Annotated in this window: 21 protein-coding genes and 1 tRNA gene; 10 read left to right on the top strand and 12 right to left on the bottom strand. The window is 65.7% G+C overall.

What is annotated here, in order from left to right; genetic code table 11:
- Window positions 1-22: 22 nt before the first annotated feature.
- Window positions 23-98, top strand: a tRNA-Val gene (locus AB0O89_RS13330).
- A gap of 9 nt (window positions 99-107) precedes the next feature.
- On the opposite strand, the gene AB0O89_RS13325 is transcribed toward AB0O89_RS13330, so the two are convergent.
- The 3 genes from AB0O89_RS13325 to zapE all read right to left on the bottom strand — a co-directional run bounded on the left by AB0O89_RS13325 (window position 108) and on the right by zapE (window position 3,204).
- Entirely contained in the window at window positions 108-629 is a 522-nt protein-coding gene (locus AB0O89_RS13325) for a type II toxin-antitoxin system PemK/MazF family toxin (RefSeq protein WP_363498462.1), read from the bottom strand.
- Window positions 630-727: 98 nt separating this feature from the next.
- Entirely contained in the window at window positions 728-1,990 is a 1,263-nt protein-coding gene (locus AB0O89_RS13320) for an ammonium transporter (protein ID WP_363498459.1), read from the bottom strand.
- 182 nt (window positions 1,991-2,172) lie between these two features.
- Window positions 2,173-3,204: a cell division protein ZapE gene (zapE, locus tag AB0O89_RS13315; protein ID WP_331791308.1), complete on the bottom strand. Its 1,032-nt coding sequence runs from the start codon at window positions 3,202-3,204 to the stop codon at window positions 2,173-2,175.
- 157 nt (window positions 3,205-3,361) lie between these two features.
- Between zapE and AB0O89_RS13310 the strand changes: the two genes are divergently transcribed.
- Window positions 3,362-4,069, top strand: a complete 708-nt coding sequence (locus tag AB0O89_RS13310) for a dihydrofolate reductase family protein (RefSeq protein WP_363498455.1) — start codon at window positions 3,362-3,364, stop codon at window positions 4,067-4,069.
- Here the strand turns inward: AB0O89_RS13310 and AB0O89_RS13305 are convergent.
- Entirely contained in the window at window positions 4,041-5,249 is a 1,209-nt protein-coding gene (locus AB0O89_RS13305) for an alpha/beta fold hydrolase (RefSeq protein WP_363498452.1), read from the bottom strand. The genes AB0O89_RS13310 and AB0O89_RS13305 overlap by 29 nt on opposite strands.
- 25 nt (window positions 5,250-5,274) lie before the next feature.
- On the opposite strand from AB0O89_RS13305, the gene AB0O89_RS13300 reads away from it, so the two are divergent.
- From AB0O89_RS13300 to AB0O89_RS13285, 4 genes are all read left to right on the top strand, one after another.
- Window positions 5,275-5,859, top strand: a complete 585-nt coding sequence (locus AB0O89_RS13300) for a DUF3000 family protein (protein ID WP_363498449.1) — start codon at window positions 5,275-5,277, stop codon at window positions 5,857-5,859.
- Window positions 5,852-7,054, top strand: a complete 1,203-nt coding sequence (locus tag AB0O89_RS13295) for an HRDC domain-containing protein (protein WP_363498446.1) — start codon at window positions 5,852-5,854, stop codon at window positions 7,052-7,054. Before AB0O89_RS13300 ends, AB0O89_RS13295 begins: the two co-directional genes overlap by 8 nt.
- Before the next feature lie 73 nt (window positions 7,055-7,127).
- Window positions 7,128-8,333, top strand: a complete 1,206-nt coding sequence (locus tag AB0O89_RS13290) for a thiolase family protein (protein WP_363498443.1) — start codon at window positions 7,128-7,130, stop codon at window positions 8,331-8,333.
- A 12-nt stretch (window positions 8,334-8,345) separates the two neighbouring features.
- Entirely contained in the window at window positions 8,346-10,493 is a 2,148-nt protein-coding gene (locus tag AB0O89_RS13285) for a 3-hydroxyacyl-CoA dehydrogenase NAD-binding domain-containing protein (RefSeq protein ID WP_363498436.1), read from the top strand.
- 69 nt (window positions 10,494-10,562) lie between these two features.
- Here the strand turns inward: AB0O89_RS13285 and dxs are convergent, their stop codons facing one another.
- From dxs to dut, 5 genes are all read right to left on the bottom strand, one after another.
- Entirely contained in the window at window positions 10,563-12,509 is a 1,947-nt protein-coding gene (gene dxs, locus AB0O89_RS13280) for a 1-deoxy-D-xylulose-5-phosphate synthase (RefSeq protein WP_363498433.1), read from the bottom strand.
- A 121-nt stretch (window positions 12,510-12,630) separates the two neighbouring features.
- Window positions 12,631-15,465, bottom strand: coding sequence for an aconitate hydratase (locus tag AB0O89_RS13275; RefSeq protein WP_363498430.1), 2,835 nt, complete (start codon window positions 15,463-15,465; stop codon window positions 12,631-12,633).
- A 132-nt stretch (window positions 15,466-15,597) separates the two neighbouring features.
- Window positions 15,598-16,290 carry a DUF3159 domain-containing protein gene (locus AB0O89_RS13270; RefSeq protein WP_300594792.1) on the bottom strand — a complete coding sequence of 231 codons (693 nt, stop codon included), beginning with the start codon at window positions 16,288-16,290 and terminating at the stop codon, window positions 15,598-15,600.
- A 59-nt stretch (window positions 16,291-16,349) separates the two neighbouring features.
- Window positions 16,350-16,979, bottom strand: a complete 630-nt coding sequence (locus AB0O89_RS13265) for a DUF3710 domain-containing protein (RefSeq protein WP_300594789.1) — start codon at window positions 16,977-16,979, stop codon at window positions 16,350-16,352.
- Window positions 16,976-17,449, bottom strand: coding sequence for a dUTP diphosphatase (gene dut / locus AB0O89_RS13260; protein ID WP_300594785.1), 474 nt, complete (start codon window positions 17,447-17,449; stop codon window positions 16,976-16,978). The genes AB0O89_RS13265 and dut overlap by 4 nt, the downstream gene beginning before the upstream one ends.
- Before the next feature lie 24 nt (window positions 17,450-17,473).
- Here dut and AB0O89_RS13255 point away from each other — a divergent pair, with 24 nt between their 5' ends.
- A complete protein-coding gene (locus AB0O89_RS13255; RefSeq protein ID WP_363498425.1) occupies window positions 17,474-17,944 on the top strand; it encodes a DUF3093 family protein in 471 nt (156 codons plus the stop codon).
- Window positions 17,945-17,969: 25 nt separating this feature from the next.
- Here AB0O89_RS13255 and AB0O89_RS13250 read toward each other — a convergent pair whose 3' ends face one another.
- Window positions 17,970-18,263: a DUF4193 domain-containing protein gene (locus tag AB0O89_RS13250; RefSeq protein ID WP_300594779.1), complete on the bottom strand. Its 294-nt coding sequence runs from the start codon at window positions 18,261-18,263 to the stop codon at window positions 17,970-17,972.
- 210 nt (window positions 18,264-18,473) lie between these two features.
- Between AB0O89_RS13250 and sepH the strand changes: the two genes are divergently transcribed.
- On the top strand, window positions 18,474-19,520 hold the full coding sequence (sepH, locus tag AB0O89_RS13245) for a septation protein SepH (RefSeq protein ID WP_363498422.1): 1,047 nt from the start codon (window positions 18,474-18,476) through the stop codon (window positions 19,518-19,520).
- Between the two features lie 23 nt (window positions 19,521-19,543).
- On the opposite strand, the gene AB0O89_RS13240 is transcribed toward sepH, so the two are convergent.
- Window positions 19,544-20,665: a nucleotide pyrophosphatase/phosphodiesterase family protein gene (locus tag AB0O89_RS13240; RefSeq protein WP_300594801.1), complete on the bottom strand. Its 1,122-nt coding sequence runs from the start codon at window positions 20,663-20,665 to the stop codon at window positions 19,544-19,546.
- Between the two features lie 71 nt (window positions 20,666-20,736).
- On the opposite strand from AB0O89_RS13240, the gene AB0O89_RS13235 reads away from it, so the two are divergent.
- Window positions 20,737-23,196 carry a DNA topoisomerase IV subunit A gene (locus AB0O89_RS13235; RefSeq protein ID WP_300594804.1) on the top strand — a complete coding sequence of 820 codons (2,460 nt, stop codon included), beginning with the start codon at window positions 20,737-20,739 and terminating at the stop codon, window positions 23,194-23,196.
- 32 nt (window positions 23,197-23,228) lie between these two features.
- Here AB0O89_RS13235 and AB0O89_RS13230 read toward each other — a convergent pair whose 3' ends face one another.
- Complete coding sequence (locus AB0O89_RS13230) at window positions 23,229-25,304, bottom strand: DNA topoisomerase IV subunit B (RefSeq protein WP_363498517.1); 2,076 nt, start codon at window positions 25,302-25,304, stop codon at window positions 23,229-23,231.
- Between AB0O89_RS13230 and AB0O89_RS13225 the strand changes: the two genes are divergently transcribed.
- On the top strand, window positions 25,303-25,641 hold the full coding sequence (locus AB0O89_RS13225; protein ID WP_363498514.1) for a redoxin family protein: 339 nt from the start codon (window positions 25,303-25,305) through the stop codon (window positions 25,639-25,641). The two genes, AB0O89_RS13230 and AB0O89_RS13225, sit on opposite strands and share 2 nt — an antisense overlap.
- The last annotated feature ends 2 nt before the right edge of the window (window positions 25,642-25,643 follow it).

Genomic DNA, 25,643 nt, shown 5'->3' with positions numbered 1-25,643 from the left:
AGACTCGGCCCGCGAGGGTCTTGGGCGATTGGCGCAGTTGGTAGCGCGCTTCCTTCACACGGAAGAGGTCATCAGTTCGAGTCTGGTATCGCCCACCACATTGAGTATCACCGACGCTTCTCGGCATCCCAGCCGTAGCGGCTACGCAGCGCGTTAGCGACGAGTACAAAGCGGTCGAGATCCAGCGCGGCGGCCTCACGGCGCATCCCCCGATGATGCACGCTGTAGAGCTGCTCGATGTCGACCCAGGATGCTCTCCCTCGCGCATCCCACGGCCCTGCCCCGATCGCGATGTAGTCCCGGTCACCGTCGTGCGGCTGGCTGGTCAGTCTCACCGCGTAGACGTGATCGGAGTCCTGGCGGCCGATCACGAGAACCGGACGATCCTTGCCTCGTCCGTCGCCTTCGGCGTAAGGCACCCAGGTCCACACGATCTCGCCGGCGTCAGCGTCCCCGTCCGCTTCGGGTGCATAACTGATCTTCAGGCCGTTCGCGCCAGGTGCCGCAATGAGCCGCGTGCGGACGGCGAGCGGCGGCGCGTCTGGTGCGGCATCCGTACGTTCCTTCCTGCGCATCGGCGGCGTGAGCGCACGCGCAACCTTACGGACAAGCGATGACAGCCGATTCACGAAGTCACCCTAACCGGCGAACACACGAGAAAACGCCTCAGGGGCGCCGCGAACCAGTCGCGACGCCCCTGAGGGTAAGGAGACGAACTCCGGGTGAATCAGACCTGCCCGGCGAGCGAGTAGCCCTCTTCGCCGTGCACGCTGGTGTCGACACCGGCGAGCTCGTCCTCGTTCTTGATGCGGAAGCCGATCGTCTTCTCGATCGCGAAGCCCAGGATCCAGGCCACGACGAAGGAGTAGATCAGGACGCCGAAGGCTGCGATCGCCTGTACCGTGAGCTGCTCGATGCCGCCACCGAGGAAGAGACCGGTCTCGGTTGCGAAGAAGCCGAGGTACAGCGTTCCGATGACACCACCGACGAGGTGGATGCCGACAACGTCGAGCGAGTCGTCGTAGCCGAGCTTCCACTTGAGCTCGATGGCGAAGGCACAGATGACACCGGTGACGAGACCGAGCAGGAGCGCCCAGCCGGGCGTCAGGAACGCACAGGCAGGGGTGATCGCAACGAGACCGGCGACGGCACCCGAAGCAGCACCGACCGACGTGGCCTTGCCGTCCTTGAACTTCTCGACGATCAGCCAACCGATGATGGCGGCGGCGGTTGCACCGAGCGTGTTGATGACGATCACACCGGCAAGCGAGTCAGGACCCATCGAGCCGTAGGTCTCGGTGTCGGCGTAGTACCAGTTGGCCTCTGCACCCGCGTTGAAGCCGAACCATCCGAACCACAGGATCGAAGCGCCGAGCATGACCAGCGGCACGTTGTGCGGCTTCTGGATGCCCTTCTGGAAGCCGATGCGCTTGCCGAGCACGAGGGCCAGGGCAAGGGCTGCAGCACCCGCGTTGATGTGAACGGCAGTACCACCCGCGTAGTCCATCACGAAGATCCCGGACTCCTCGCCGAACAGCGTGGTGCCGAGGTTCATGATCCAGCCGCCACCCCAGACCCATGCGGCCACGGGGAAGTAGACGACTGTCGCCCAGACACCGGCGAAGATCATCCACGATCCGAACCGGGCGCGGTCAGCGATGGCGCCCGAGATCAGGGCCACCGTGATGATCGCGAAGGTGGAGCCGAAGAGCGCGAGCACGAAGTCCGAGCTGGAAAGCTCAGGCGACGAGAGTGCGAAGTTCGAGAAGGGGTTTCCTGCAAAAGCCCAGGGGTCGCTCACGGCGGCCATGTTGAATCCGTAGAGGATCCAGAGCACAGCGATCAGAGCCATCGCGCCGAAGCTCATCATCATCATGCTGATGACGCTCTTCGCCTTGACGAGACCACCGTAGAAGAAGGCGACGCCGGGCGTCATGAACAGGACTAGCGCCGATGAGGTAATACCCCAGGCGAGAGTTCCAGCATCCATTGAGAGTCCTCAATTCGTGTCGTGTGTCGAAAGCTGCATCGACGCGGGTAGCCGATGCACTTGCGGGGCCAGTCTCGCGGCGACCGGTTTCGACCAGAGGGTGCCCCGTGTTTCGCGTCTGTTACACGACCGACGCTCAGGTAAACATCACGTTTCGGACGACCCCGAGGTCGCCACGAAATTCACGCGAGTGTGGACGCCACGAGGCGTGAGATCGCGCGCAGGTACTTCTTGCGGTATCCGCCCGCCAACATCTCTTCCGGAAACACCGTGTCCAGGGTGAGGCCGGTCGCGCGAATCGGGATCTGCGCGTCGTAGATGCGGTCTACCAGGGCGACGAATCGGAGTGCGGCGGATTGATCGGTGAACACCGACACATCGCGAAGACCGACCAGGGACACCCCTTCGATGAGCCGGATGTAGCGCGACGGATGGACGCGTGCCAGCTGAGCGACCACGTCCTCGAATGGGTCGTCGCTCACGATCGCTCCGGCGGACGCCGATTCGATTGCTGATTCGTAGTCGGCGGAGTCCAGCGATATTGCGTGCCCATCGACGTCGCGATGACGGTAGTCGGTTCCGTCGATTCGGATGGTCTGGAAGCTCTCGGCCATCGCATGGATTTCACGCAAGAAGTCCTGCGCGGCGAATCGCCCCTCACCGAGGGCGTTGGGCGGGGTGTTGGACGTCGCAGCCAGACGCGTTCCCGTGGCTACGAGCTCACCCAGCAGACGGGTCATGACCATCGTGTCGCCGGGATCATCGAGTTCGAACTCGTCGATGCACAGCAGGTCGGCACCCGTGAAGAGTTTCACGACGTTCTGGTAGCCCAGCGCCCCGACCAGGGCCGTGTACTCGATGAACGATCCGAAGTACTTCCGACGTACGGGCATCGCGTGATAGATCGCGGCAAGTAGGTGAGTCTTGCCGACGCCGAATCCGCCGTCGAGGTAGACGCCGGGCTTGAGCTCGGGCTGCTTGGGTCGGCGCCGGAACAGGCCTCCGCGCGCCACCTCAGGGCGCCCCCCGGCGAAGGCGATGAGCAGTTCCTTCGCCTCCTGCTGGGAAGGAAAGGCAGGGTCGGCGCGGTAGGACTCAAACGACGCATGGGCGAACTGCGGTGGGGGCGTGAGCGCCGCCACCATCTGGTCGCCGGAGAGCTCGGGTGCGCGCGTTGCGAGGTGGACGATGCCGGTGGGGCCGGATGCTGGCATGGGTAGCTTCCGCGGAGGAGGCGGATGCGGGCGTGCCGCGTGCCGCCTAGAGTCGGGGAGGGCGGGAGGACCCTCCTACTTTACGCGGCGTGTCGCCACACCCCGCGCACCCGGAGGCTCCCCGACCGCGTTCCATGGGCCCAGAGAGGATCTCTCCATGATCGTGACCGAACTGTCGCCACGAACCCTCGACACGATCGACATCGACGACGACCGTGACGCAGCACGTGCGTGGGTCGCCGCGCGCTACGGCTCCGCTGATCCGGACTCCGTGCGGCTGAACATGATCACCTCGCTCACCGGGTCCGCCGTCGGCGCCGACGGCACGAGTGAGACCCTCACCGGCGGGGCAGACCGGCTCATTCTCAGCGCAATCCGTGGGGCCGCGGATGCCGTGATCGTCGGGGCTCAGACAGTGCGCGCCGAGGGCTATCTCCTCCCCCGGTCGGCGGCTCTCGCGGTCGTGACCCGTTCCGGCTCATTGGAGGGACTCCGGATGCCTGACGGGGCGGACCAACCCCTGATTGCGCTGTGCCCCGCATCCCGGGCGAAGCAGGTGGAAGCATCGGTCGCCCACCTTTCGGCCGAGGTCATTGGGCTCCCCTCCGACGAGCCGACGCCCGAGCTCATCGTTGACGCTCTCCGGGATCGGGGCATGCGTCACCTCGTGTGTGAGGGCGGCCCCTCATTGGCTGGCAAGTTCGCTGATTCGGGCGTCATCGACGAGTACTGCATAACCGTCGCACCAGCGCTGACACCGGCGCAGCATCCGTTTCTGGGGGTCCACGACCCCGTCGCGACCGAGGTCGCCGGTCACCTCGTCGACGACGACGGATTCACCTATCTGCGTCTGCGGGCTCGCTGACGAACCCATGCTGGGTGAGCCACCGCGTGATTCGGCCGGTCCAGCGCTCCTGGTCGTAGTTCCACAGCTTGGTGTGACGAGCCACACTGAAGACGTCGAGTTCCACGATGTCGGGACGCGCGACGACCAGATCGTGAGAGGCGTCCGAGGGCACGAAACCGTCATCGTCGCTGTGCAGGATGAGAATCGGATGCCGCAGCTCCGCCGAGCGGGCAAGCACGTCGAGTCGACGGAACGGAATCGCTGCTCCCGCGCCGGTGAGCGCCGTCGCCCAATCGGCACCAAGGACCGTGATCGCCAGGCGCGTGATCGGGGCGGGAAGCTTCATCTCCCGCGCCTGGTAGTCGAGAATGCTTCGCCAGGCGATGGCAGGCGAGTCCAGGATGAGCCCGACAATGAGGTCACGGTGGGCCGAGTTCAGGGCGAGCTGCAGCGCAATCGCGCCGCCCATTGACCAGCCCATGATGATGACCCGCTTCGCGCCCCGCCGGCGGGCGAACCCGACCGCGGCGTCGACATCGCGCCACTCGGTAGCTCCGAGCGTGTAGGTACCCGATCGGCTCCGAGGCGCCTCGCCGTCATTGCGATACGAGACGACCAACGACGTGATTCCCAACCCGTGGAACACCGGCACGGCGCGCAGGCACTCCGCTCGCGTGGTGCCACGCCCGTGCACCTGGATCACCCAGATGTCGCCCTGACCGGCGGGAAACAACCATGCGGGGCAGGGTCCGAGCGCCGAGCCGACCAACTCCGGGCTGAAGGGCAGGTGCAGTTCTTCGGGTCGCTCGTAATACCACCCGCTGAACGCGGCATCCCTGACGATCCGCGCCTGGGGACCGACGTGCGTCAGGAGCTTGCGCTTGACCGTGTCGGTCGCTTCCGACAGCACGGATCCGAGTTTGAGGTAGCGCTCTGTGCCCGTGGTGAACAGGCCATACCGGCCAGCGAGTTCGGTGTCGGGGGTCCGCGTGAGCGTGATGGTCTGGGCAGACGTATCAAGCTCGAGGATGCGGCAATCGGGGATCCGAGCCGCTGGCGTGACGACTTTCCGGGCCATGCGAACGGCGATACCGCCCCACAGCGCAACGACGGCACCGAGGGCCAACGAGATCACCGTGAGGGCCGCTTTGACAACAACGACGTACTGTGGGGAGGCGGCGCGCCTGGACTCGACCATGGGGTCCTCACTCTAGTCTGTCGGGGTGACCGGAGACCTTCTGTCGGGGGTGGCGTTCGACGACGTGGCCGCGGTGATTCGCGAGGCCACCTTTCGTGACGACCTCACGGTCCGCGAGATTCCCGCACCCACCGGCCTTGCTCCTCACGCACTGGCCCTTGCTGCCGACGTGAGGCCCGAGGCATCCGGCATCGACTCAGCGTACGGAACGGGTCGCTTCATCCTGTTGCACGACCCGGACGAGCCCTCCCAGTGGAACGGAGCGTGGCGCATCGTGTGCTTTGCCCAGGCGCCACTCGAGCCCGAAATCGGCATGGACGCGCTGCTGGCTGATGTGACCTGGTCGTGGCTCACTGATGCCCTGCAGGCACACGCCGCTACCTATCACTCCCCCTCAGGCACCGCAACGAAGACCCTCTCGAAGGGATTCGGGAGTCTCGCCGACGAAGGCGATGGCGCGCAGATCGAACTTCGCGCGTCGTGGACACCGACCGCGAACCTCGACGCGCACGTCGAGGCGTGGGCAGAGCTCGTGTGCATGCTGGCGGGACTTCCGCCCGGGTCTGAACAGATCGCAACCGTAACCTCCCGCAGGGTGAGCCGTGGCTGAATACACCGTGATCACGGATGCCGACGCCCTCCGTGCCGCGGCTGCGCACCTCGCAGCAGGAGAAGGCCCGGTAGCCGTCGACGTTGAGCGCGCCTCCGGGTTCCGCTACTCGCAACGCGCGTATCTCGTGCAGCTCTTCCGCCGCGGCGCCGGCGTGATTTTGGTCGACCCGCCAGCGGTCGGCACCGACTTTTCGTCGCTGCAGCAGGCAATCGGTGACCTCGAGTGGGTCTTTCACGCCGCCAGTCAGGACCTGCCTTCCCTGCGCGAGTTGGGCCTCGAGCCTCCGACGATTTTCGACACCGAACTAGCATCACGACTCCTCGGACGAGAGCGCGTGGGCCTCGGCGCCGTTGTTGAGGAGACCCTCGGCGTCACTCTCGCGAAGGCTCACTCGGCTTCCGACTGGTCGACCCGTCCGCTTCCACAAGCGTGGCTCGAGTACGCTGCGCTCGACGTCGAGTACCTCATCGATGTGCGCGACATCCTTGCGCAGCAGCTCGCGGATGCCGGCAAGACGGAGTTCGCGGCACAAGAGTTCTCCGCTGTGCTCACCCGGGAGCCAAAGCCACCGAGGGAAGACCCGTGGCGCCGACTCAGCGGTCTCCACACGGTGCGTGGGCGCCGCGGACTGGCGATCGCGCGGGCCTTATGGCTCGCCCGCGAAGAACTCGCCATCACGCAGGATGTCTCGCCCGGACGCCTCGTTCCCGACAGGGCTCTGGTCGCCGCGATCCTCGCGGATCCGAAGACCAAGCAGCAGCTCGCAGGCCTCAAGGAGTTCACCGGTCGAGCCAGCCGCTCCGAACTCGATCGATGGTGGGCGGCGTTCGAAGCGGGACGCACCGACCTCGATCTCCCGCCCGAGCGGGTGCGCAACACCGACACGATCCCGCCGGTGAGAGCATGGTCCGACCGAGCCCCCGAGGCCGACGCCCGGCTCAAAGCAGCCAAGCCGGCGATCGACGAACTCGCGCAGTCGTTGCATATGCCGGTCGAGAACCTTCTCACCCCAGAGCTGCTGCGACGCGTCGCCTGGGCTCCCCCGGCTGTCACCGACGCCGCCGGAATCGCCGCAGCGCTGGCGGAACTTGGTGCGCGACCGTGGCAGATTGAGCAGACTGCACAGGTGATCGCTGAAGCCTTTGTGGAATCCGGTCAACCCTCCTCCGAGGCCTCGGAGAGCGCTTCGTAGGTTCGACCCAACCGATTCTGTGCCGTTTTGACGCGTTCCTAGGCTGGCTTCATTCCCAATCCTTGGAGGCAGAGTGGCCGAAATGTCGGACGTCTTTTTCGTCGACGGTATGCGCACCCCATTCGGGCGCGCGGGCGAAAAGGGCATGTACTGGAACACCCGGGCTGACGACCTGGCAGTCAAGGCGATCATCGGGCTGATGGAACGCAATCTTGACGTCCCAAAGGACCGCATTGACGATGTTGCGATCGCTGCGACCTCGCAAACGGGCGATCAAGGCCTGACGCTCGGTAGGTCAGCGGCCATCCTCGCCGGACTACCGATGACCGTTCCGGGCTTCGCGATCGACCGGATGTGCGCAGGCGCGATGACAAGCGTCACCACCATGGCCGGCTCGATCGGTTTCGGCATGTACGACCTCGCACTCGCGGGCGGTGTGGAGCACATGGGGCGTCATCCGATCGGCTCCAACGCAGACCCCAACCCGCGCTTCGTCGCCGAGAAGATGGTCGACCCCGGCGCGCTGAACATGGGCGTCACGGCCGAACGCCTCCATGACCGCTTCCCACAGCTCACCAAGGAGCGCGCCGACCGCTTCGGGATGCTCAGCCAGCAGAAGGCGCAGGCAGCATACGACGCCGGCAAGATCCAGCCGGATCTCGTCCCTGTTGCGATCAAGACAGCTGACGGCGCCTGGGGACTCGCGACCGAGGACGAGGGTCGCCGCCCGGAAACGACAATGGAGGGACTCGCATCGCTGAAGACCCCCTTCCGCCCCCACGGGCGCGTAACCGCAGGTACCTCGTCACCGCTGACAGACGGTGCGACGATGGGGTTGCTGGCCAGTGGCGATGCGGTCAAGCAGCTCGGGCTTGCCCCCAAGATGCGGCTGGTGTCGTTCGCTTTCGCCGGAGTGCAACCCGAGATCATGGGCATCGGTCCGATCCCCTCGACCGAGAAGGCGCTGCAGAAGGCCGGCCTCACAATCGATGACATCGGGCTATTCGAGCTCAACGAGGCTTTTGCCGTTCAGGTGTTGTCGCTGCTCGACCACTTCGGCATTGCGGATGACGACCCCCGCGTGAACCAGTGGGGCGGCGCCATTGCCCTCGGCCACCCCCTCGCAGCATCCGGTGTGCGCCTGATGATTCAGCTTGCGGCGCAGTTCGCCGAGCGCCCCGACGTTCGGTACGGGCTCACCGCGATGTGCGTGGGCCTGGGACAGGGTGGCTCGGTCATCTGGGAAAACCCGCACTACGACGGCAAGAAGAAGAAGTAGGAGTTCGCCGCCATGACCAACTATGACGAGATCGACTTCTCGCCGCTCGATGCCCTCGCCGACGGCGAGGTCATCACGCACTCGCTGGTGACTGACGTGCGTCTGGCCTCGGGCAAGACGCTCGCCCTCATCACCCTGGACAACGGTCGCGATCACACCCGACCCAACACGCTGGGACCGGCAACGCTGAAGGAGCTCGGGGAGACGCTCGACCGTCTAGCCTCTCGGGCCGCCGCGGGTGAGATCCACGCGGTCGCCATCACGGGCAAGCAGTACATCCTGGCAGCGGGCGCTGACCTCAGCGACGTTTCGCGGGTTCCTTCGGCCGCGATCGCAAAGCTCATCGCGCAGCGGGGTCACCAGGTTCTGGGCAAGCTGTCGAGCCTGGGCGTCCCCAGCTTCGCCTTCGTGAACGGCCTCGCCCTCGGCGGTGGGCTCGAGATCGCCTTGAACTCCACGTACCGCACGGTGGATGCTTCGGCGGCCGCCATCGCACTCCCTGAAGTGTTCCTGGGCATCATCCCGGGGTGGGGTGGGGCGTACCTGCTCCCGAATCTCATCGGCATCGAGAACGCGCTCGAGGTCGTCATATCCAACCCACTCAAGCAGAACCGGGTGCTGAAGCCCCAGCAGGCCTATGACCTCGGCATCATGGACGAGATCTTCCCCGCGGCGAACTACCTCGAGGATTCGTTGCGGTGGGCAGATGGCGTCCTCACCGGCTCCGTCAAGGTCGAGCGCAAGAACGAGCCGGGCAAGATCGAGCGTCTCACCAAATGGCCGATCGCCATCAAGATGGCCCGCGGGATGCTCGAGAGCCGCATCGGCACGGTCCCCCGCTCCCCCTATGTGGCACTCGACCTGCTCGATAAGGCCAAGAGTGGCACGAAAGCGGAGGGGTTCGCGCGCGAGGATGAGGCGCTGACTGATCTCATCACCGGTGATCAGTTCGCGGCATCCATGTATGCGTTCGACCTCGTGCAGAAGCGCGCTAAGCGACCCGTCGGTGCGCCGGACAGGGCTCTGGCCAAGAAGGTCCAGAAGGTCGGGATCATCGGGGCGGGCCTCATGGCCAGCCAGTTCGCGCTGCTTTTCGTGCGCAAGCTCCAGGTTCCCGTCCTGATCACCGACCTCGATCAGGCGCGCGTTGATAAGGGGCTCGCCTACATCCACGAAGAGATCGGCAAGCTCGAGCAGAAGGGACGTCTCGACGGGGATGCCGCGAATCGCCTGCGCGCACTCATTCACGGCACCACGGACAAGAGCGAGTACGCAGACTGCGACTTCGTGATCGAGGCGGTCTTCGAAGAGGTTGGAGTCAAGCAGCAGGTGTTCGGTGAGATCGAGAAGATCATCGCCGAAGACGCGATTCTCGCGACAAACACCTCGTCCCTGTCGGTGGCGGAGATCGGCGAGAAGCTCGAGCACCCCGAGCGACTCGTCGGATTCCACTTTTTCAATCCGGTCGCAGTGATGCCGCTGATCGAGATCGTGAGAACACCCGCGACCGACGAGGCGGCACTGTCGACCGCCTTCGTCGTGGCCAAGGGGCTCGGCAAGAACGCTGTTCTCACCGCCAATGCCCCGGGTTTTGTCGTCAACCGCCTTCTTGCGAAGGTCATGGGCGAGGCGGCTCGGGCCGTGTACGAAGGCACGCCGCTGCTTACGGTCGAGAAGGCCTTCGGCCCCCTCGGCCTGCCCATGACACCCTTCCAGCTCATCGATCTGGTGGGTTGGAAAGTCGCCGCACACGTGCAGGACACCATGACCTCAGCCTTCCCCGAGCGCTTCTACGCCAACGCGAACTTCCACGAGTTGGCGGAGCTGCCGCAGGTCGTCGAGAAGGACAAGAACGGCAAGGTCACCGGCTGGACGAAGGCCGCTGAGAAGATCCTCAAGCCCGCCGTGGGGAATGCACCGGCAGGCGAAGACGAGATTCTTCGCCGTGTGCAGGACGGGCTGGCACAGGAGATCCGCATCATGCTCGATGAGGGCGTCGTGCCGGAGGTTGAAGACATTGATCTCTGCCTGATCCTGGGGGCAGGCTGGCCCTTCATCGATGGCGGCGCCTCGCCGTACCTCGATCGGGAAGGGGCGTCTCAGCGCGTCTTTGGGGGCACGTTCCACGAACCGCCCATCCGAGGAATCGCCGCCGTCTGATCAGACCGCACACGAGAGAGGGGGCCCGGCTGGATCAGCCGGGGCCCCTCTCTGGTTGACATTGCCTCGTCAGTCGCGCCGTTCCGCGAACTCGGCGACGAAATCGGCGCTGTTCTCAGCGCGGCGTGCAATCGGAATCCTGGTGCCGAGGACCTGCGCGACGACATCCTGGGCGATTTTGCTGGCGACGAGCCCGGCATCCTCGAGGATCTGTTCGCGGGTCGCATGAGCGATGAACTCGTCGGGAAGCCCGAGCTCGTCAACGGCAGTGTCGACGCCAGCCTCCCGCAGGACCTGGCGGACGCGGGTTCCGATCCCCCCGACACGGATGCCGTCTTCGATCGTGATCACGAGGCGGTGTGCTGCGGCGAGGTCGATCACAGAAGGCTGTACGGGGATCGCCCAGCGCGGGTCGATGACCGTCGCGCCGATCCCTTGGGCGCGAAGACGAGTGGCCACGTCCATCGCGATGTGGGCCATAGGTCCGATGCCGATGAGCAGGACGTCTTCCGCTCCCCCGCGAGCCAGCACGTCGACCCCGTCCTCGAGGCGCTCCACGGCGGGCAGATCGGGAAGCACGGATCCCTTGGGGAACCGCACAACCGTCGGTGCGTCCGAGACGGCAACCGCCTCGCGGAATTCTTCACGAAGTCGCTCCGCGTCCCGCGGTGCCGCAATCCGGATGTTGGGCACGAGCTGCAGCATGGCGAGGTCCCACACACCGTGGTGGCTGGGCCCGTCGGGCCCGGTGACCCCCGCGCGGTCGAGGACGAAGGTAACCCCCGCGCGGTGCAGTGCGACATCCATCATGACCTGATCGAAGGCGCGGTTCATGAAGGTTGCGTAGACGGCGACGACGGGATGCAGGCCCCCGAAGGCCAGACCCGCCGCTGAAGCCACGGCGTGCTGCTCAGCGATGCCAACGTCATAAACCCGTTGCGGAAAGCGCTCCGCGAAGGGCTGCAGGCCGGTGGGGCGCAGCATCGCAGCGGTGATGGCGATGACGTCTTCACGCTCGGACCCCACCTCAACGAGTTCCTGGGCGAAGACGTCAGTCCACGCCGATGCACCGGAACCGCCGACAGGCTCACCCGAGACAGGGTCGATCTTGCCGACAGCGTGGAACTGGTCGGCAACGTCGCGGAGCGCCGGTTCGTACCCGCGCCCCTTCTCGGTTATCGCGTGCACGATGACCGGTGCCCCGTGCTCCTTTGCGAGCTCGAGTGTCTCGATCAGCATCGGAAGGTCATGCCCGTCGATCGGGCCGAGGTACTTGATGTCGAGGTTCGAGTACAACGCCTCGTTGTTCGTGAATCGGGAAAGGAAACCCCGGGTTCCGCCCCGGACGCCCCGGTAGAAGGCGCGAGCCGCGGGCCCGAGCCGGCTGGAGATCCGGTCGGACCGCTTGCGCAGCGTCTCGTAGCTGGATGCCGTACGCACGCGATTCAGGTACCGCGCCATGCCGCCGATCGTCGGGGCATATGAGCGTCCGTTGTCATTGACGACGATGACGAGATTGCGGTCGTTGTCGTCGGAGATGTTGTTGAGCGCTTCCCACGTCATGCCGCCGGTCAGCGAGCCGTCCCCGACAACGGCGACGACATGGCGGTCACGGCGCCCCGTGCGGGCGAACGCGCGTGAGATTCCGTCGGCCCAGCTGAGGGAGCTGGACGCGTGCGATGACTCGACGACGTCGTGCTCGCTCTCTGAGCGCTGCGGGTAGCCGGCAAGGCCGCCACGGCTGCGCAGCTGCGAGAAGTCCTGGCGCCCCGTGAGGAGCTTGTGGACGTATGACTGGTGCCCGGTGTCGAAGATGATCGGGTCATCCGGCGAAGAGAACACCCGATGTAGCGCGATGGTCAGTTCGACCACGCCGAGGTTCGGCCCTAAGTGGCCTCCTGTGCGAGCGACGTTCTCGACAAGAAACGCGCGCACTTCTTCCGCAAGTTCGCAGAGCTGATCCGTCGTGAGAGCGTCCAGATCCCGTGGCGAGCGGATCGTGGGAAGCAAAGCCATCTCACTCCTCCCGTCGGGTGGCATCCCAGCCGGAATGCCATCTCGCAAGTCTATCGATGAGCCGCGGGGCGGGATCGAGCACTCCCGTGTCTCCACCCCGCCCCTCGGCTGCGTTCGACTCTCAGACGAGCGAGCGCAGCACGTACTGGAGGATGCCGCCGTTGCGGTAGTAGTCAGCCTCACCGGGTGTGTCGATACGAACAATCGCGTCGAACTCGACAGTCTGCTTGCCCTCCGGTGAGAACTCGCTCGGCTCAGCGGTCACGCGCACCGTCTTCGGGGTCACGCCCTCGTTGAGCTGCTCGAGGCCGGTGATGCTGATGATCTCGGTGCCGTCCAGGCCGAGCGACTTCCAACTTTCTCCGGCGGGGAACTGCAGCGGCACGACTCCCATTCCGATGAGGTTCGAGCGGTGAATGCGTTCGAAGCTTTCGGTGATGACGGCCTTCACGCCCAGCAGGTTCGTTCCCTTGGCCGCCCAGTCGCGCGACGAGCCCGAGCCGTACTCCTTGCCGCCGAACACGACAAGCGGAATCCCCTGCTCCTGGTAGTTCATGCTCGCGTCGTAGATGTACGACTGCGGGCCGCCCTCCTGCGTGAAGTCCCGGGTGTAGCCGCCCTCGACGATCTGACCGTCGTTGACCGCTGCGACCAGTTCGTTCTTCAGTCGGATGTTGGCGAACGTTCCGCGGATCATGACTTCGTGATTGCCTCGGCGCGAACCGTAGGAGTTGAAGTCCTTCTGCGCGACGCCGTGCTCGGCGAGGTACTGAGCGGCGGGCGTGCCGGCCTTGATGTTCCCCGCGGGGCTGATGTGGTCGGTCGTCACCGAGTCGCCGAGCGTTGCCATCACGCGAGCTCCGCGGATGTCGCTCACCGGGGTGAGCTCCATCGTCATTCCGTCGAAGTACGGGGCCTTGCGGACGTAGGTGGAGTTCTCGTCCCACTCGAACTGCGCGGCATCCGGGGTGGGGAGGCTGCGCCAGCGCTCGTCACCGTCGAACACCGTCGCGTACTGCTTGATGAACTGCTCGCGCGAGATCGACGAGTCGATGACTTCCTGGACCTCCTCAGTCGAGGGCCAGATGTCCTTCAGGAACACGTCGTTCCCGTCCTGATCCTTGCCGAGCGGGTCGGTCTCGAAGTCGAAGTTCATCGAGCCGGCGAGGGCGTAGGCCACCACGAGCGGCGGCGAGGCCAAGTAGTTCATCTTGACGTCCGGGCTGATGCGCCCCTCGAAGTTCCGGTTGCCCGAGAGCACGGCGGTCACCGCGAGGTCGTTGTCGTTGATAGCTGCCGAGACTTCATCGATGAGCGGACCGGAGTTACCGATGCAGATCGTGCAGCCGTAGCCGACCGTATAAAAGCCGAGCCCCTCGAGCGCCTTGTCGAGACCGGAGGACTCGTAGTAATCGGTGACGACCTTCGATCCGGGGCCTAGGGTCGTCTTGACCCACGGCTTGCGCTTGAGTCCCTTGTCGACGGCCTTCTTCGCCAGCAGGCCTGCGGCGAGCATGACCGACGGGTTCGAGGTATTGGTGCACGAGGTGATCGCTGCGAGCGTGACTGCGCCGTTGTCGAGCAGGTAGCTCTGCCCGTCGGGCGTGGTCACCTTCACGGGCTTGGATGCCGCCGCAGGCCCTCCGGAGGAGATCAGGACGTTGTGCACGTGCCCGTCCTCATCACCGGGTTCCCCGCCCGGGTCGGATGCCGGGAAGGACCCCTGCGACTCCAGGTCGACGATCGACTCGGATGAGGTGGGCGTGGCGTAGTTGAGGATGTCCTTCTCGAACTGGGACTTGGCCTCGGAGAGAAGAATGCGGTCCTGCGGGCGCTTCGGACCGGCGATCGAGGGGACGACAGTACCGAGGTCAAGCTCCATGAACTCGCTGAAGACGAGTTCACGCGCGGGGTCGTGCCACATCCCCTGCAGCTTCGCGTAAGCCTCGACGAGCGCAACAGTCTGCTCGTCACGGCCCGTCAGGCGCAGGTAGTCGAGCGTGACGTCGTCGATCGGGAACATCGCGGCAGTCGAGCCGAACTCGGGGCTCATGTTGCCGATGGTCGCGCGGTTGGCAAGCGGCACGGATGCAACGCCCTCGCCGTAGAACTCGACGAACTTGCCGACCACGCCGTGCTTACGGAGCATGTCGGTAATCGTGAGCACGACGTCGGTCGCGGTCACACCGGCCGGAATGGATCCGGTGAGCTTGAAGCCCACGACCCGCGGAATGAGCATGGACACCGGCTGGCCGAGCATGGCGGCCTCAGCCTCGATCCCACCGACTCCCCAGCCGAGCACGCCAAGCCCGTTGACCATGGTGGTGTGCGAGTCCGTGCCGACGCAGGTGTCGGGATAGGCGCGGAGCACGCCGCCGACTTCCCGGTCGTACACGACCTTCGCAAGGTGCTCGATGTTCACCTGGTGGACGATGCCGGTGCCGGGGGGAACGACCTTGAAGTCGTCGAAGGCAGTCTGGCCCCATCGCAGGAACTGGTAACGCTCGCCGTTGCGCTCGTACTCGATCTCGACGTTGCGCTCGAGGGCGTTCGGCGTGCCGAACAGATCCGCGATGACCGAGTGGTCGATCACCATCTCGGCGGGCGAGAGCGGGTTGATCTTGGCGGGGTCGCCGCCGAGGGCGGTCACCGCCTCACGCATCGTGGCGAGATCGACGATGCAGGGAACACCGGTGAAGTCCTGCATCACCACGCGAGCGGGGGTGAACTGGATCTCGGTGTCGGGCTCGGCATCCGGGTTCCAGGAGCCGAGCGCCTGGATCTGCTCCTTCGTGACGTTCGCGCCGTCTTCGGTGCGAAGCAGGTTCTCGAGGAGCACCTTCAAACTGAAGGGGAGCTTTTCGTACCCGGCGACGGAGTCGATCCGGAAGATTTCGTAGTCGGTCTCCCCGACTGTCAGTGTGCTCTTGGCACCGAAGCTGTCAACGGTGGACATGTGTGCTCCTTCGTCGGCGGAGGCGGGAAGCCGGTCGCTCCCCATCTTGTTCGTCGGAATCAGACCCTGCCAGCAAGGCGACCCTTACTGGATCTGAAGCCGAAAAGTATCTTGACGTCAAGATAAATGCTATCACTCGGTGCGTCGCGGATACAGCGCCCGAACCACCAGCCACGTCACGGCGATGAGTGGGGCGAACAGCGGGATACCCATGAGCAGCTTGGTGGTTCCGAGCGCGGTCACGTCTCCCGCGAAATAGAGCGGGAGCTGAACGATCAGGCGCGCAGCGAACAGGCTGGCCCAGGCGATCGAGAGCCAGAAGAAGACCCGACGCTTGCGCGGATCACGTCGCCAGGCTGTCCCCTCGCCCATGAGGAATCCCACGGCGAGTCCGATCAACGACCATCCCACCACGGCTGACACGAGAAACGCTGATCCGTAGATGGCGTTCGTGACGAAGCCAAGAACGAAGTTGTCTTCGGCCCTCCCGGTCCAGAGGGCAAGCGCTGCAGCTGCTGCGGCGGCGATCAAGCCCCCGAGCGCGGCGTTCACCGACGAGCGGGCAACAAGCCGCACCACGGTGAAGACCAGTGCGAGCCCCACCGAGACACCCAGCGCCAGCACGAGCTCGCTCGTGAGTGTGTACAGCAGGAGAAAGGCGAGGCTCGGGAGGACTGATTCGAGGATGCCGCGCCAGCCGCCGATCGCAGCCCAGACAGCGCGACCCGTCGTGACGTCTTGTGCGGGATCAAGACCAGCGCGACGAGCAGCTTCACCAAGAGCGGCGCTGACGGCATCCGAGACCCGAGGCTGCTCTCCGCTCATAGAGGAAGCGGCTGACTCGTCGGGCTGTGGAGCATCATCGGCGCCCGAGGGCGGAATGCTCACGTGGTACCCGGGGCTGCGGGCATTCGAAGCGGGATCAGGTCGCGCGGCGGCATGGGCGTGGTGCCGCGCACCACGACGATCGACCGAAACAGATCCTCGACTTGCGCTGCAGCGTCCACATCGGTGGCCGCAGCACCACCCACAACGCCACGGAGGAACCACCGGGGCCCATCCACGCCAATAAAGCGCGCGATGCGCTTGCCTGCCGACGGATCCGTCCCCGCGACAACGGGTACTTCCGCCAGGAGCTCCGGGCCGAGCGGGCCCTGACGCTCCTCGACGCGACCGCCCTGCTGGCGGATCTGCGCGCGGATCTGGTCTCGCGTCTCGTTCCACAATCCGGTCGATCGCGGCGCCGCAAAGGCCTGGACCTGCAACGTGGAACCGGCATAGTCAAGCCCGACGGCCACGATGCGCTTGGTCTGCTCCTCGACCTCGAGTCGTAGGTTCAGCCCTTCCCGCGGCAGGATCTTGATCGCGCCGAGGTCGATGTAGGGACGCACGGCGCGCGCTTCGGCCTCATCGAAGGGGCCAGACTGATCCCGATCTACGGGAGCGGACTTGGCATCCTTCTCGGGTCCATCAGCCGAGGCGTTCGGTGAACCCTCGTCGATCTGCTCCGTCATCGTGCTGCGCTCCGTCCCATAGCGTCAACGCTACCCCCGACGTAGCCGGTCGATCCGAACCCGCCCTCGCCGCGGGCGCTATCGGGCAGTTCCTCGACGGGGAGGAACCGGGCGATGGTGACGGGCATGATGATCATCTGAGCGATACGGTCGCCGACCGCGATCTCGTATGGTTCGCGTGCGTCGGTGTTGAGAAGGCACACTTTGATCTCGCCGCGGTAGCCGGCATCGACTGTGCCCGGCGAGTTCACAACGGTGATGCCGTGCTTGGCTGCAAGCCCACTCCGGGGAACGACAAAGGCCGCGTAGCCATCCGGGAGGGCGATGCGAACACCGGTTCCCACCAGCGCGCGCTCCCCCGGTTCGAGGCGCACAGCCTCAGCGGCGACCAGATCCGCGCCGGCATCACCCGGATGGCTATACGTCGGCGGGTGGGCGGCGATAATGGGGATGTCCACGGATGGGGTCACGCAACGAGGGTAATGCAGAACACGATGGCAACGACGAGAGTCCAGACCGCGGCCGACTATCGCGAACGGCTGGGGCCGTCGCTGTGGGTGATCGTGTCTGCCGCAGTGGTGGCACCCATGGCGGCACTGGTTCTCACCCCCATCGACACCACCGTCGCACTGGCCGCCGGCGCAGCGATCGGCGTCGTCGCGATCGCGCTCCTGGTCTGGGTGAGCCCGACGGTGCGCGTCGCCGACGGTCGCCTCTTCGCCGGTCGAGCCTGGATTGAGGCTCGCTACCTCGGCGAACCCGTTGCCCTCACGGATGAGGATGCGCGCTTCGCCCGTGGTCCGGGCCTGGATGCGACGGCGTGGCACGTCATCCGTGGCGGAATCGACGGCGTCGTCGTCGTCCCTGTCGTCGACCCGGATGACCCGGCACGAGCCTGGGTCATCTCCAGCCGAACACCGGACAGGCTCGCTGCGGCGATTCGACGCGCTCAGACAGCGCGCTAGGCGCTTCGGCGATAGCGCGCCGGGATCAGGCCGCGCACTCCTTGCAGATGATTCCGCCGGCTTCCTCGTGGTCCACCTGCGAACGGTGCTTCACCAGGAAGCAGCTCGCGCACGTGAATTCGTCCTGCTGCGGCGGCAGAACCACGACATCGAGTTCGAGGTCTGAGAGGTCTGCCCCCGGCAACTCGAAGCCCGACGGGTTGTCCGAATCGTCGACGTCGACCGAACCCGACATCTTGTCGGGGACCCGCTCCTTGAGCGCCTCGATGGACTCGCTGTCGTCGTCGCTCTTGCGCGGTGCGTCGTAGTCGGTGGCCATTCTCTACTTCCGTTGCGTGATGCTGTGGTGCGGTGCTGCGGGGCCGCTATGGGCGGCGATAGTTTGCACGACGGATCGGGATTTTGCAAATGCTCGGTCCGTATGCCGACGTCCACGAAACGAGCGGCGCGCGACGGATATTCCCTGCCGCGGCGGCTCGGTGTGTCACCATGGGGCCGACACGCCGCAGAGGCACGGGAGGAGCGTGGGATGGAACAGCTCAAAGTCATCGCAACGGAAGACGATCAGCTGATCCTCGCAACGGAGTCGGGCGACAGGTTCACGCTCGCACTTGATGACGCGCTGGCATTCGAAGTTCGGCGCGCGCGGCGAGCACGCGAGTCCGATACGACGGCTGCCCGGCCGAGCCCCCGTGAGATCCAGACGCAGATCCGTGCGGGGCTGAGCGCGGAGGAAGTCGCGGAACTTCTGGGAGCTCGGGTCGAAGACGTGCGCCGGTACGAGGGCCCCGTCCTTGCTGAACGCGAGCACGTTCTCAGCCAAGCGCTGGCAGTTCCCGTGCTCGTGTCTGCAGAACTGGAACCCGATGGTGAGTCAACATTCGGCGCTGCGGTGCGTGCGAAACTCACCGAGGCAGGTGCCACGACGGAACGGTGGACCAGCTGGAAGGACGCCACGGGCTGGGTCATCAAGCTCGAGTTCCGCACCGGCGACGTCGATCACGATGCCCGCTGGGGGTTCGACCCGCGCCGCACGACGCTGTCGCCGCTGAACACCGATGCGACGCAGTTGTCGCGGCAGGGCTCGCTCCCCGATGGTCTCATCCCACGGTTGCGCGCTCTCGATCCTTCGCCGTCGAAGGATGACTCGCGATTCGACTCCGGAGCGTTCGGTCCCCGACGAGACGATGACCAGGCACGCGACGCGGAGAGACCTGCAGAGCGCACCCCGGAGCGGGCGAGCGCTGCGGTTCGCGAGGCTGCTACCAAGCGCGCCGCCGATCCCGTCGTGACAACGTCCCCCGAGACAGCGGATCTGCTCGAAGCGCTGCGACGACGTCGCGGTCAGCGGGAGTCCGCTCCGGAGCCCAGCACCGATGAGGCGGAGCGTGCACCGGTTGCCCTGTTCGATGCCCTCGAGCCCGGTTACGACGAAGCCACCGCTCCCCCGCCGGCGGCAGCTGAAGAGGAATCTGCTGACCTCGAGGCGACGCAACTGTCGTCATCTCGTCGGCGCGGTCGCGCTGCCCTTCCGAGCTGGGACGAGATCGTCTTCGGCGCCCGCTCGGACGAGTAGCCTGAAGGACGCAGCGACAACGGTCAGGCGGCGTATGCGCCAGCTCGAAGCAGAGGAACGACAGACTCCTCGAGCGTGAGCGATCCGTGTTGTCCGACCATGCGCTGTGGTGACCGGTCGTCGAGCCGGTTGTCGTAGTAGGCGACCCGTGCCCTCGCCGCGACAAGTACATCCCCGATCCGTTCGACCATGTCTGGGTTCACGGTCCCGAACACCCCGGCGGCGATCGCTTCGTCACGGGTCATGACCCAAGCGCGCTCGGCGTCGACCGCCCGCCAGACACCGGCCACCGCATCGGCTGCCTGCGGCTGCGTATACAGATGCAGCATGCGCGGTTCTCCCGCGATGTCGGCGACCCCCTCAATGCGCGGGTCACCGTCATCCAGGAGCACGTGACGACTCGCTGGTACATCGATCATGCCGTGATCCGCTGTGATGAGCAGGCCTGCCTGGGGTGCCGCTTGGGCCAGGTCGCGAAGCGCGGCATCCACGCGTTCGAGACCGTCGGTCCATGCACCCGACTCCCAGCCGACGCGGTGACCGATGCCGTCGAGTTCAGGAACGTAGAGGTAGGTAAAACTTCCCGGATGCTGCGCCGCGATCGCACCGGCCCGGGCAATTCGGTCATCGAGGTCAGCGACCCCGATGAAATCGGCACCGTCGGTGGTCGCACGGGTAAAGCCCGAGGTGGCGAACTCCGGCTTCGAAACCACGTAGACGGGCCCGTGCTGCGTCTGTGGGCGGGTGAGCGGTGTCTCCGGCTGCCAATCCGACGGCAGATCGCCGTCTTCCCACCCATGCAGCAGGTTGGCAATTCGGCCGGTCTCGGGAACCCGCACACGGTACCCGAGCATGCCGTTGCGTCCAGGGTTTGTCGCGGTGAGGAGACTCGTGAGCGCGCTCGCTGTGGTCGAAGGGAACGTCGTGCGCGCGACATCCCGCGGACCGCCGACACTCGCGAGAAACCGCGCGTGGCCAGCGCGCGCCCGGAGTTGTGCGGCTCCGACACCGTCGAGCATGACCAGGACGGTGCTGCGGACAGGCCGCAGCCAGGTGCCCTCCCCACGCAGCGAACGAAACATCTCCGGCACGACGTCGGTGAGGCTCCGGGTTCTCGGCGAGTGCGCAGGTAGTGTGATCGGCATCCACGCCAGTCTCCCACGCGCCCTCTTCCCGCAGGGCGAGGTGCGTCCGTTCCAGCGTCCGAGGTTTTGTCATGCCGTCATCCCGTCCCCCCCAGCCCGCTGAGGTCGCCGAGCGGATCGAGGATGTCGACGTCGCAGCAGAAATGCAGGGCTCGTTCCTCGAGTACGCGTATTCGGTGATCTACTCGCGGGCCCTCCCCGACGCCCGCGATGGTTTGAAGCCGGTGCAGCGTCGCATCCTCTACCAAATGGCAGACATGGGTCTGCGGCCCGACCGCGGCCACGTGAAGAGTTCGCGTGTCGTGGGCGAGGTCATGGGAAAGCTCCACCCCCATGGAGATGCAGCGATCTACGACGCCCTGGTACGCCTCGCCCAACCCTTCTCGCTGCGTGTTCCGCTGGTGGACGGGCACGGCAACTTCGGGTCATTGGATGACGGACCTGCCGCTCCCCGATACACCGAGGCACGCCTCGCGGCTCCCGCACTCGCGCTGACAGAGAACCTGGATGAGGACGTCGTCGACTTCATCCCGAACTACGACGGACAGTTCCAGCAGCCAGCAGTGCTCCCCGCAGCCTTCCCGAACCTGCTCGTCAATGGCGCGTCGGGCATTGCAGTGGGTATGGCCACGAACATGGCGCCGCACAACCTCATCGAGGTCGTGGCCGCAGCCATCCATCTGCTGGAGAATCCCGAAGCGACGGTCGAAGAGCTCATGGAGTTCGTTCCCGGGCCCGACTTTCCGTCGGGAGGCATCATCGTCGGACTCGACGGAGTGAAGGATGCCTACGCGAAGGGCCGGGGCTCGGTCCGAACCCGCGCAAAGGTGTCGATCGAGTCTCTCGGCCCGCGACGAACCGGCCTTGTGGTGACCGAGCTTCCCTACCTCGTCGGCCCCGAGCGGGTGATCGAGAAGATCAAGGATGCCGTCACCTCCAAGAAGCTGCAGGGCATCGCCGATGTCACCGACCTCACCGACCGGCACCGCGGCTTGCAGCTGGTCATCGGCATCAAGACCGGGTTCGATCCGAACGCGGTGCTCGAGCAGTTGTACCGGCTCACACCGCTTGAGGACTCTTTCGGTATCAACAACGTCGCCCTCGTCGAGGGGCAGCCGCAGACCCTCGGTCTCAAGGAGATGCTGGCGGTCTATGTCGGTCACCGCATCGAGGTCGTGACGCGGCGCAGCCGCCACCGCCTCGGCAAGAGGCGCGAGCGGCTTCACCTGGTCGAGGGCCTCCTCATCGCGATCGTGGACATCGACGAAGTCATCCAGGTGATCCGCACCTCCGATGACGGCGAGCAGGCACGTACCCGACTCATGGAGGTCTTCGACCTCTCACAACCACAAGCCGAGTACATCCTCGAGCTGCGGCTGCGCCGACTCACCCGCTTCTCGCGTATCGAACTGGAGCAGGAACGCGACGCGTTGAAAGCTGAGATCGCCGAACTCGAGGCATTGCTCGCGAGCGACAGGCTGATCCGCGCGCAGGTCGCCACCGAGCTGGATGCCGCGGCCGAGGCATTCGGTACGCCGCGCCGTACTCTGCTGCTCAACGGCGGGCCCGTCGCGTCGCGCTCGTCGTCGAAGAAGCCCGTCGATCTGCAAATCGCCGACACTCCGTGCCGCGTGTTCCTCTCGGCGACAGGCCGGATGGTTCGGGCGGACCTCGATCCCGACGCGACGGGTGGGGGAATCGTGTCTCCCACGCGCCGGTCGAAGCATGATGCGATCCGGAGCGCCGCCGACGCGACAACGCGAGGCCACCTCGGAGCCCTGACGACCCGCGGACGTCTTGTGCGCTTCACGCCGGTCGATCTCCCCTCGGTTCCCGGTAACGCCGTGCAACTCGCCGCCGGAACCCGCGCAGACCAGTACCTCGGGCTCTCGGGCGGAGAACACGTCATTGCGATCGTTCCGCTCGATGGCACGATCCCGCTCGCGCTCGGTACCGCGCAGGGGGTCGTCAAGCGCGTGCTTCCGAGCGAAATCGCAGCCCGCGATGAGATCGAGATCATCTCCCTGAAGCCGGGGGACGCTGTTGTCGGCGGGGCGCTGGCCGCCGACGACGCCGAGCTTCTCTTCATCACCGACGATGCGCAGCTTCTGCGATTCGAGGCGAGCGCCGTGCGTGCGCAGGGTCGTGCAGCGGGCGGTATGGCGGGCATCCGACTCGGCTCAGGCGCGTCCGTCATCGGCTTTGCCGTGATCCCCGCCGCGGATGCTGCCGAGGCTGTCGTGGTGACGGCCGCGGGAAGCGCAGGCGCGCTGGCCGGGGCAGATGTGAGTTCAGGCAAGGTCTCGCCGCTGGGTGAGTTCCCCCCGAAGGGACGTGCCACCGGCGGCGTGCGCGCGCACCGACTGCTGAAGGGCGAAGACCGCCTGGTTCTTGCCTGGGCAGGATCCGACCCGCGCGCGGTCGCGCAGGATGGGGCGGCGCGCACGCTGCCGCCCGCGGGCGCGAAGCGCGACGCCTCAGGGGTGTCACTCGAAGCCGGCGTCGCAGCGATCGGCACTGTCGTCCGCTGAGTCGCTACACCAGCGGCTCTTGCCTGCGCGGATCAGGCGTCGATGCGCTCGCGGGCGAGCCGGTCTGACGACTCGATCAGGAATTCGCGCCGCGGTGCGACGTCGTTACCCATGAGCAGTTCGAAGACCGATGCCGCACCCTCGGCATCCTGTACCCGCACGCGACGCAGGGTTCGACCAGCGCGATCCATCGTGGTAGTCGCCAGCTGCTCGGCATCCATCTCGCCGAGGCCCTTGTAGCGCTGAATGGGCTCTTGCCACGTGCGGCCGGCCTTTGTCAGCCGGTTCAGCAGCGCGTGAAGCTCAGCCTCGCTGTACGTGTACAACGTCTCGTTGGGCTTGGTCCCCGGATGCTTCACGACCACACGATGAAGCGGAGGAACGGCGGCAAACACACGCCCCTCTTCGATCAGCGGACGCATGTAGCGGAAGAAGAGCGTGAGAAGAAGCGTGCGGATGTGAGCGCCGTCGACATCAGCGTCGCTCATCAGGATCACCTTGCCGTAGCGCGCCGTGCTGATGTCGAACGACCGACCCGACCCGGCACCGATGACCTGGATGATCGACGCGCACTCCGCGTTCGAGAGCATGTCGCTGATCGACGCCTTCTGGACGTTGAGGATCTTTCCGCGAATCGGGAGCAGCGCCTGATACTCGCTATTGCGCGCAAGCTTGGCGGTGCCGAGAGCCGAATCGCCCTCGACGATGAACAGCTCGGAGTCGGCGACGTCGTTGGAGCGGCAGTCCACGAGCTTGGCTGGGAGCGACGAGGACTCGAGAGCGTTCTTGCGCCGCTGCGTTTCTTTGTGAGCGCGCGCCGAGATCCGCGCCTTCATCTCGGCGACGACCTTGTCAAGCAGCAGCGAGGTCTGGGCTTTGTCATCGCGTTTGGATGAGGAGAATCGCGCAGCCAGTTCCCGGGCCACCACGGTCGAGACGATCTGGCGTACCGCGGGCGTGCCGAGCACTTCCTTCGTCTGGCCCTCGAACTGCGGTTCGGGAAGTCGGACGGTGAGCACGACAGTGAGGCCCGCCATGATGTCGTCCTTGTCGAGCTTGTCGTTGCCCACCTTCAGTCGGCGCGCGTTCTGCTCGACCTGAGTGCGAATCACCTTCATGAGGCCGGCTTCGAAGCCCTGCTGGTGCGTGCCGCCCTTCGGGGTCGCGATGATGTTCACGAAAGAGCGCAACGTCGTTTCGTAGCCGGTGCCCCAGCGCACTGCGACGTCGACCTCGCACGATCGCTCGAGTTCGGTCGGCACCATGGCCCCGGATGCCTGCAGCACGGGGACGGTCTCGGTAAACGTCCCTGTACCCTGCAACCGCCAGGTGTCGGTGATCGCGGCGTCCGGGGCGAGATACTCGGCGAACTCCGAGATCCCGCCGTCGAAGCGATACTCCGTCGTGACCGGTGTCTCAGGATTGCGTTCGTCGGTGATCGTGATCGTCAGGCCCGGCACGAGGAACGCCGTCTGTCGAGCCCGCTGCTGCAGGTCTTCGAGGGAGAACGCCGCGTCACGGGTGAAGATCTGCCGATCGGCCCAGTACCGAATGCGTGTGCCAGTGACACCCTTCGCGGCCTTGCCGACAACGCGCAGGACGGAGCTCTTCTCGAACGGCGTGAACGCAGAGTCCGGCGTGGGACCGGCAAACTCGCCCGGCTCACCGCGGTGGAACGACATCGCCCACGTCTTGCCGCCGCGGTCGACCTCGACATCCAGTCGCTCCGACAGTGCGTTGACGACTGACGCTCCCACACCATGGAGCCCGCCCGACGCACTGTACGACCCGGAACCGAACTTTCCGCCCGCATGCAGCTTCGTGAAGACAACCTCAACGCCCGATAGCCCGGTGCGGGGTTCGATGTCGACCGGGATGCCGCGGGCTCGGTCGCGCACTTCGACGCTCCCGTCGGCGTACAGCACGATCTCGATCGTCGAACCGTGCCCGGCAAGCGCCTCATCGACGGAGTTGTCGATGATCTCCCAGAGGCAGTGCATCAGTCCGCGCGAATCGGTGGATCCGATGTACATTCCGGGCCGCTTGCGAACCGCCTCGAGGCCTTCAAGTACCTGAAGATGGTGGGCGGAATACTCGGAGGTCACAATCGTTCAGGCTACGCGGCGTCGCTGGGATCGCTGCGGAGCCACGCGGCACGGGGGGCGGGCGGCAGCCGCGGCCGAGGAGGCCGGCATCGATGCCCAGTTCCTCGCCGTCGACATGGATCCGCGCGAACCTACCGAGACCATTCAGAGGTTCATGGAGTACGTCGACGCCGTGCATGTCCCCGCCGCCATCGACGAGGGCGCGGCGCTGTCCCAGCGCTTCGGGGTCGCCGCGCTGTCTACACTGATCATCGTCGACAGTGACGGACAGGTGACCTTCCGCGCCACCGACCCCGACGCCGATACGATCGTCTCCGCGCTCCACAAGGCCGGGGCCTGAGC

Source organism: Microbacterium sp. NPDC076895 (genome assembly GCF_040687115.1).
GTDB lineage: Bacteria > Actinomycetota > Actinomycetes > Actinomycetales > Microbacteriaceae > Microbacterium.
This window is presented reverse-complemented; position numbering and strand designations above follow the sequence as displayed.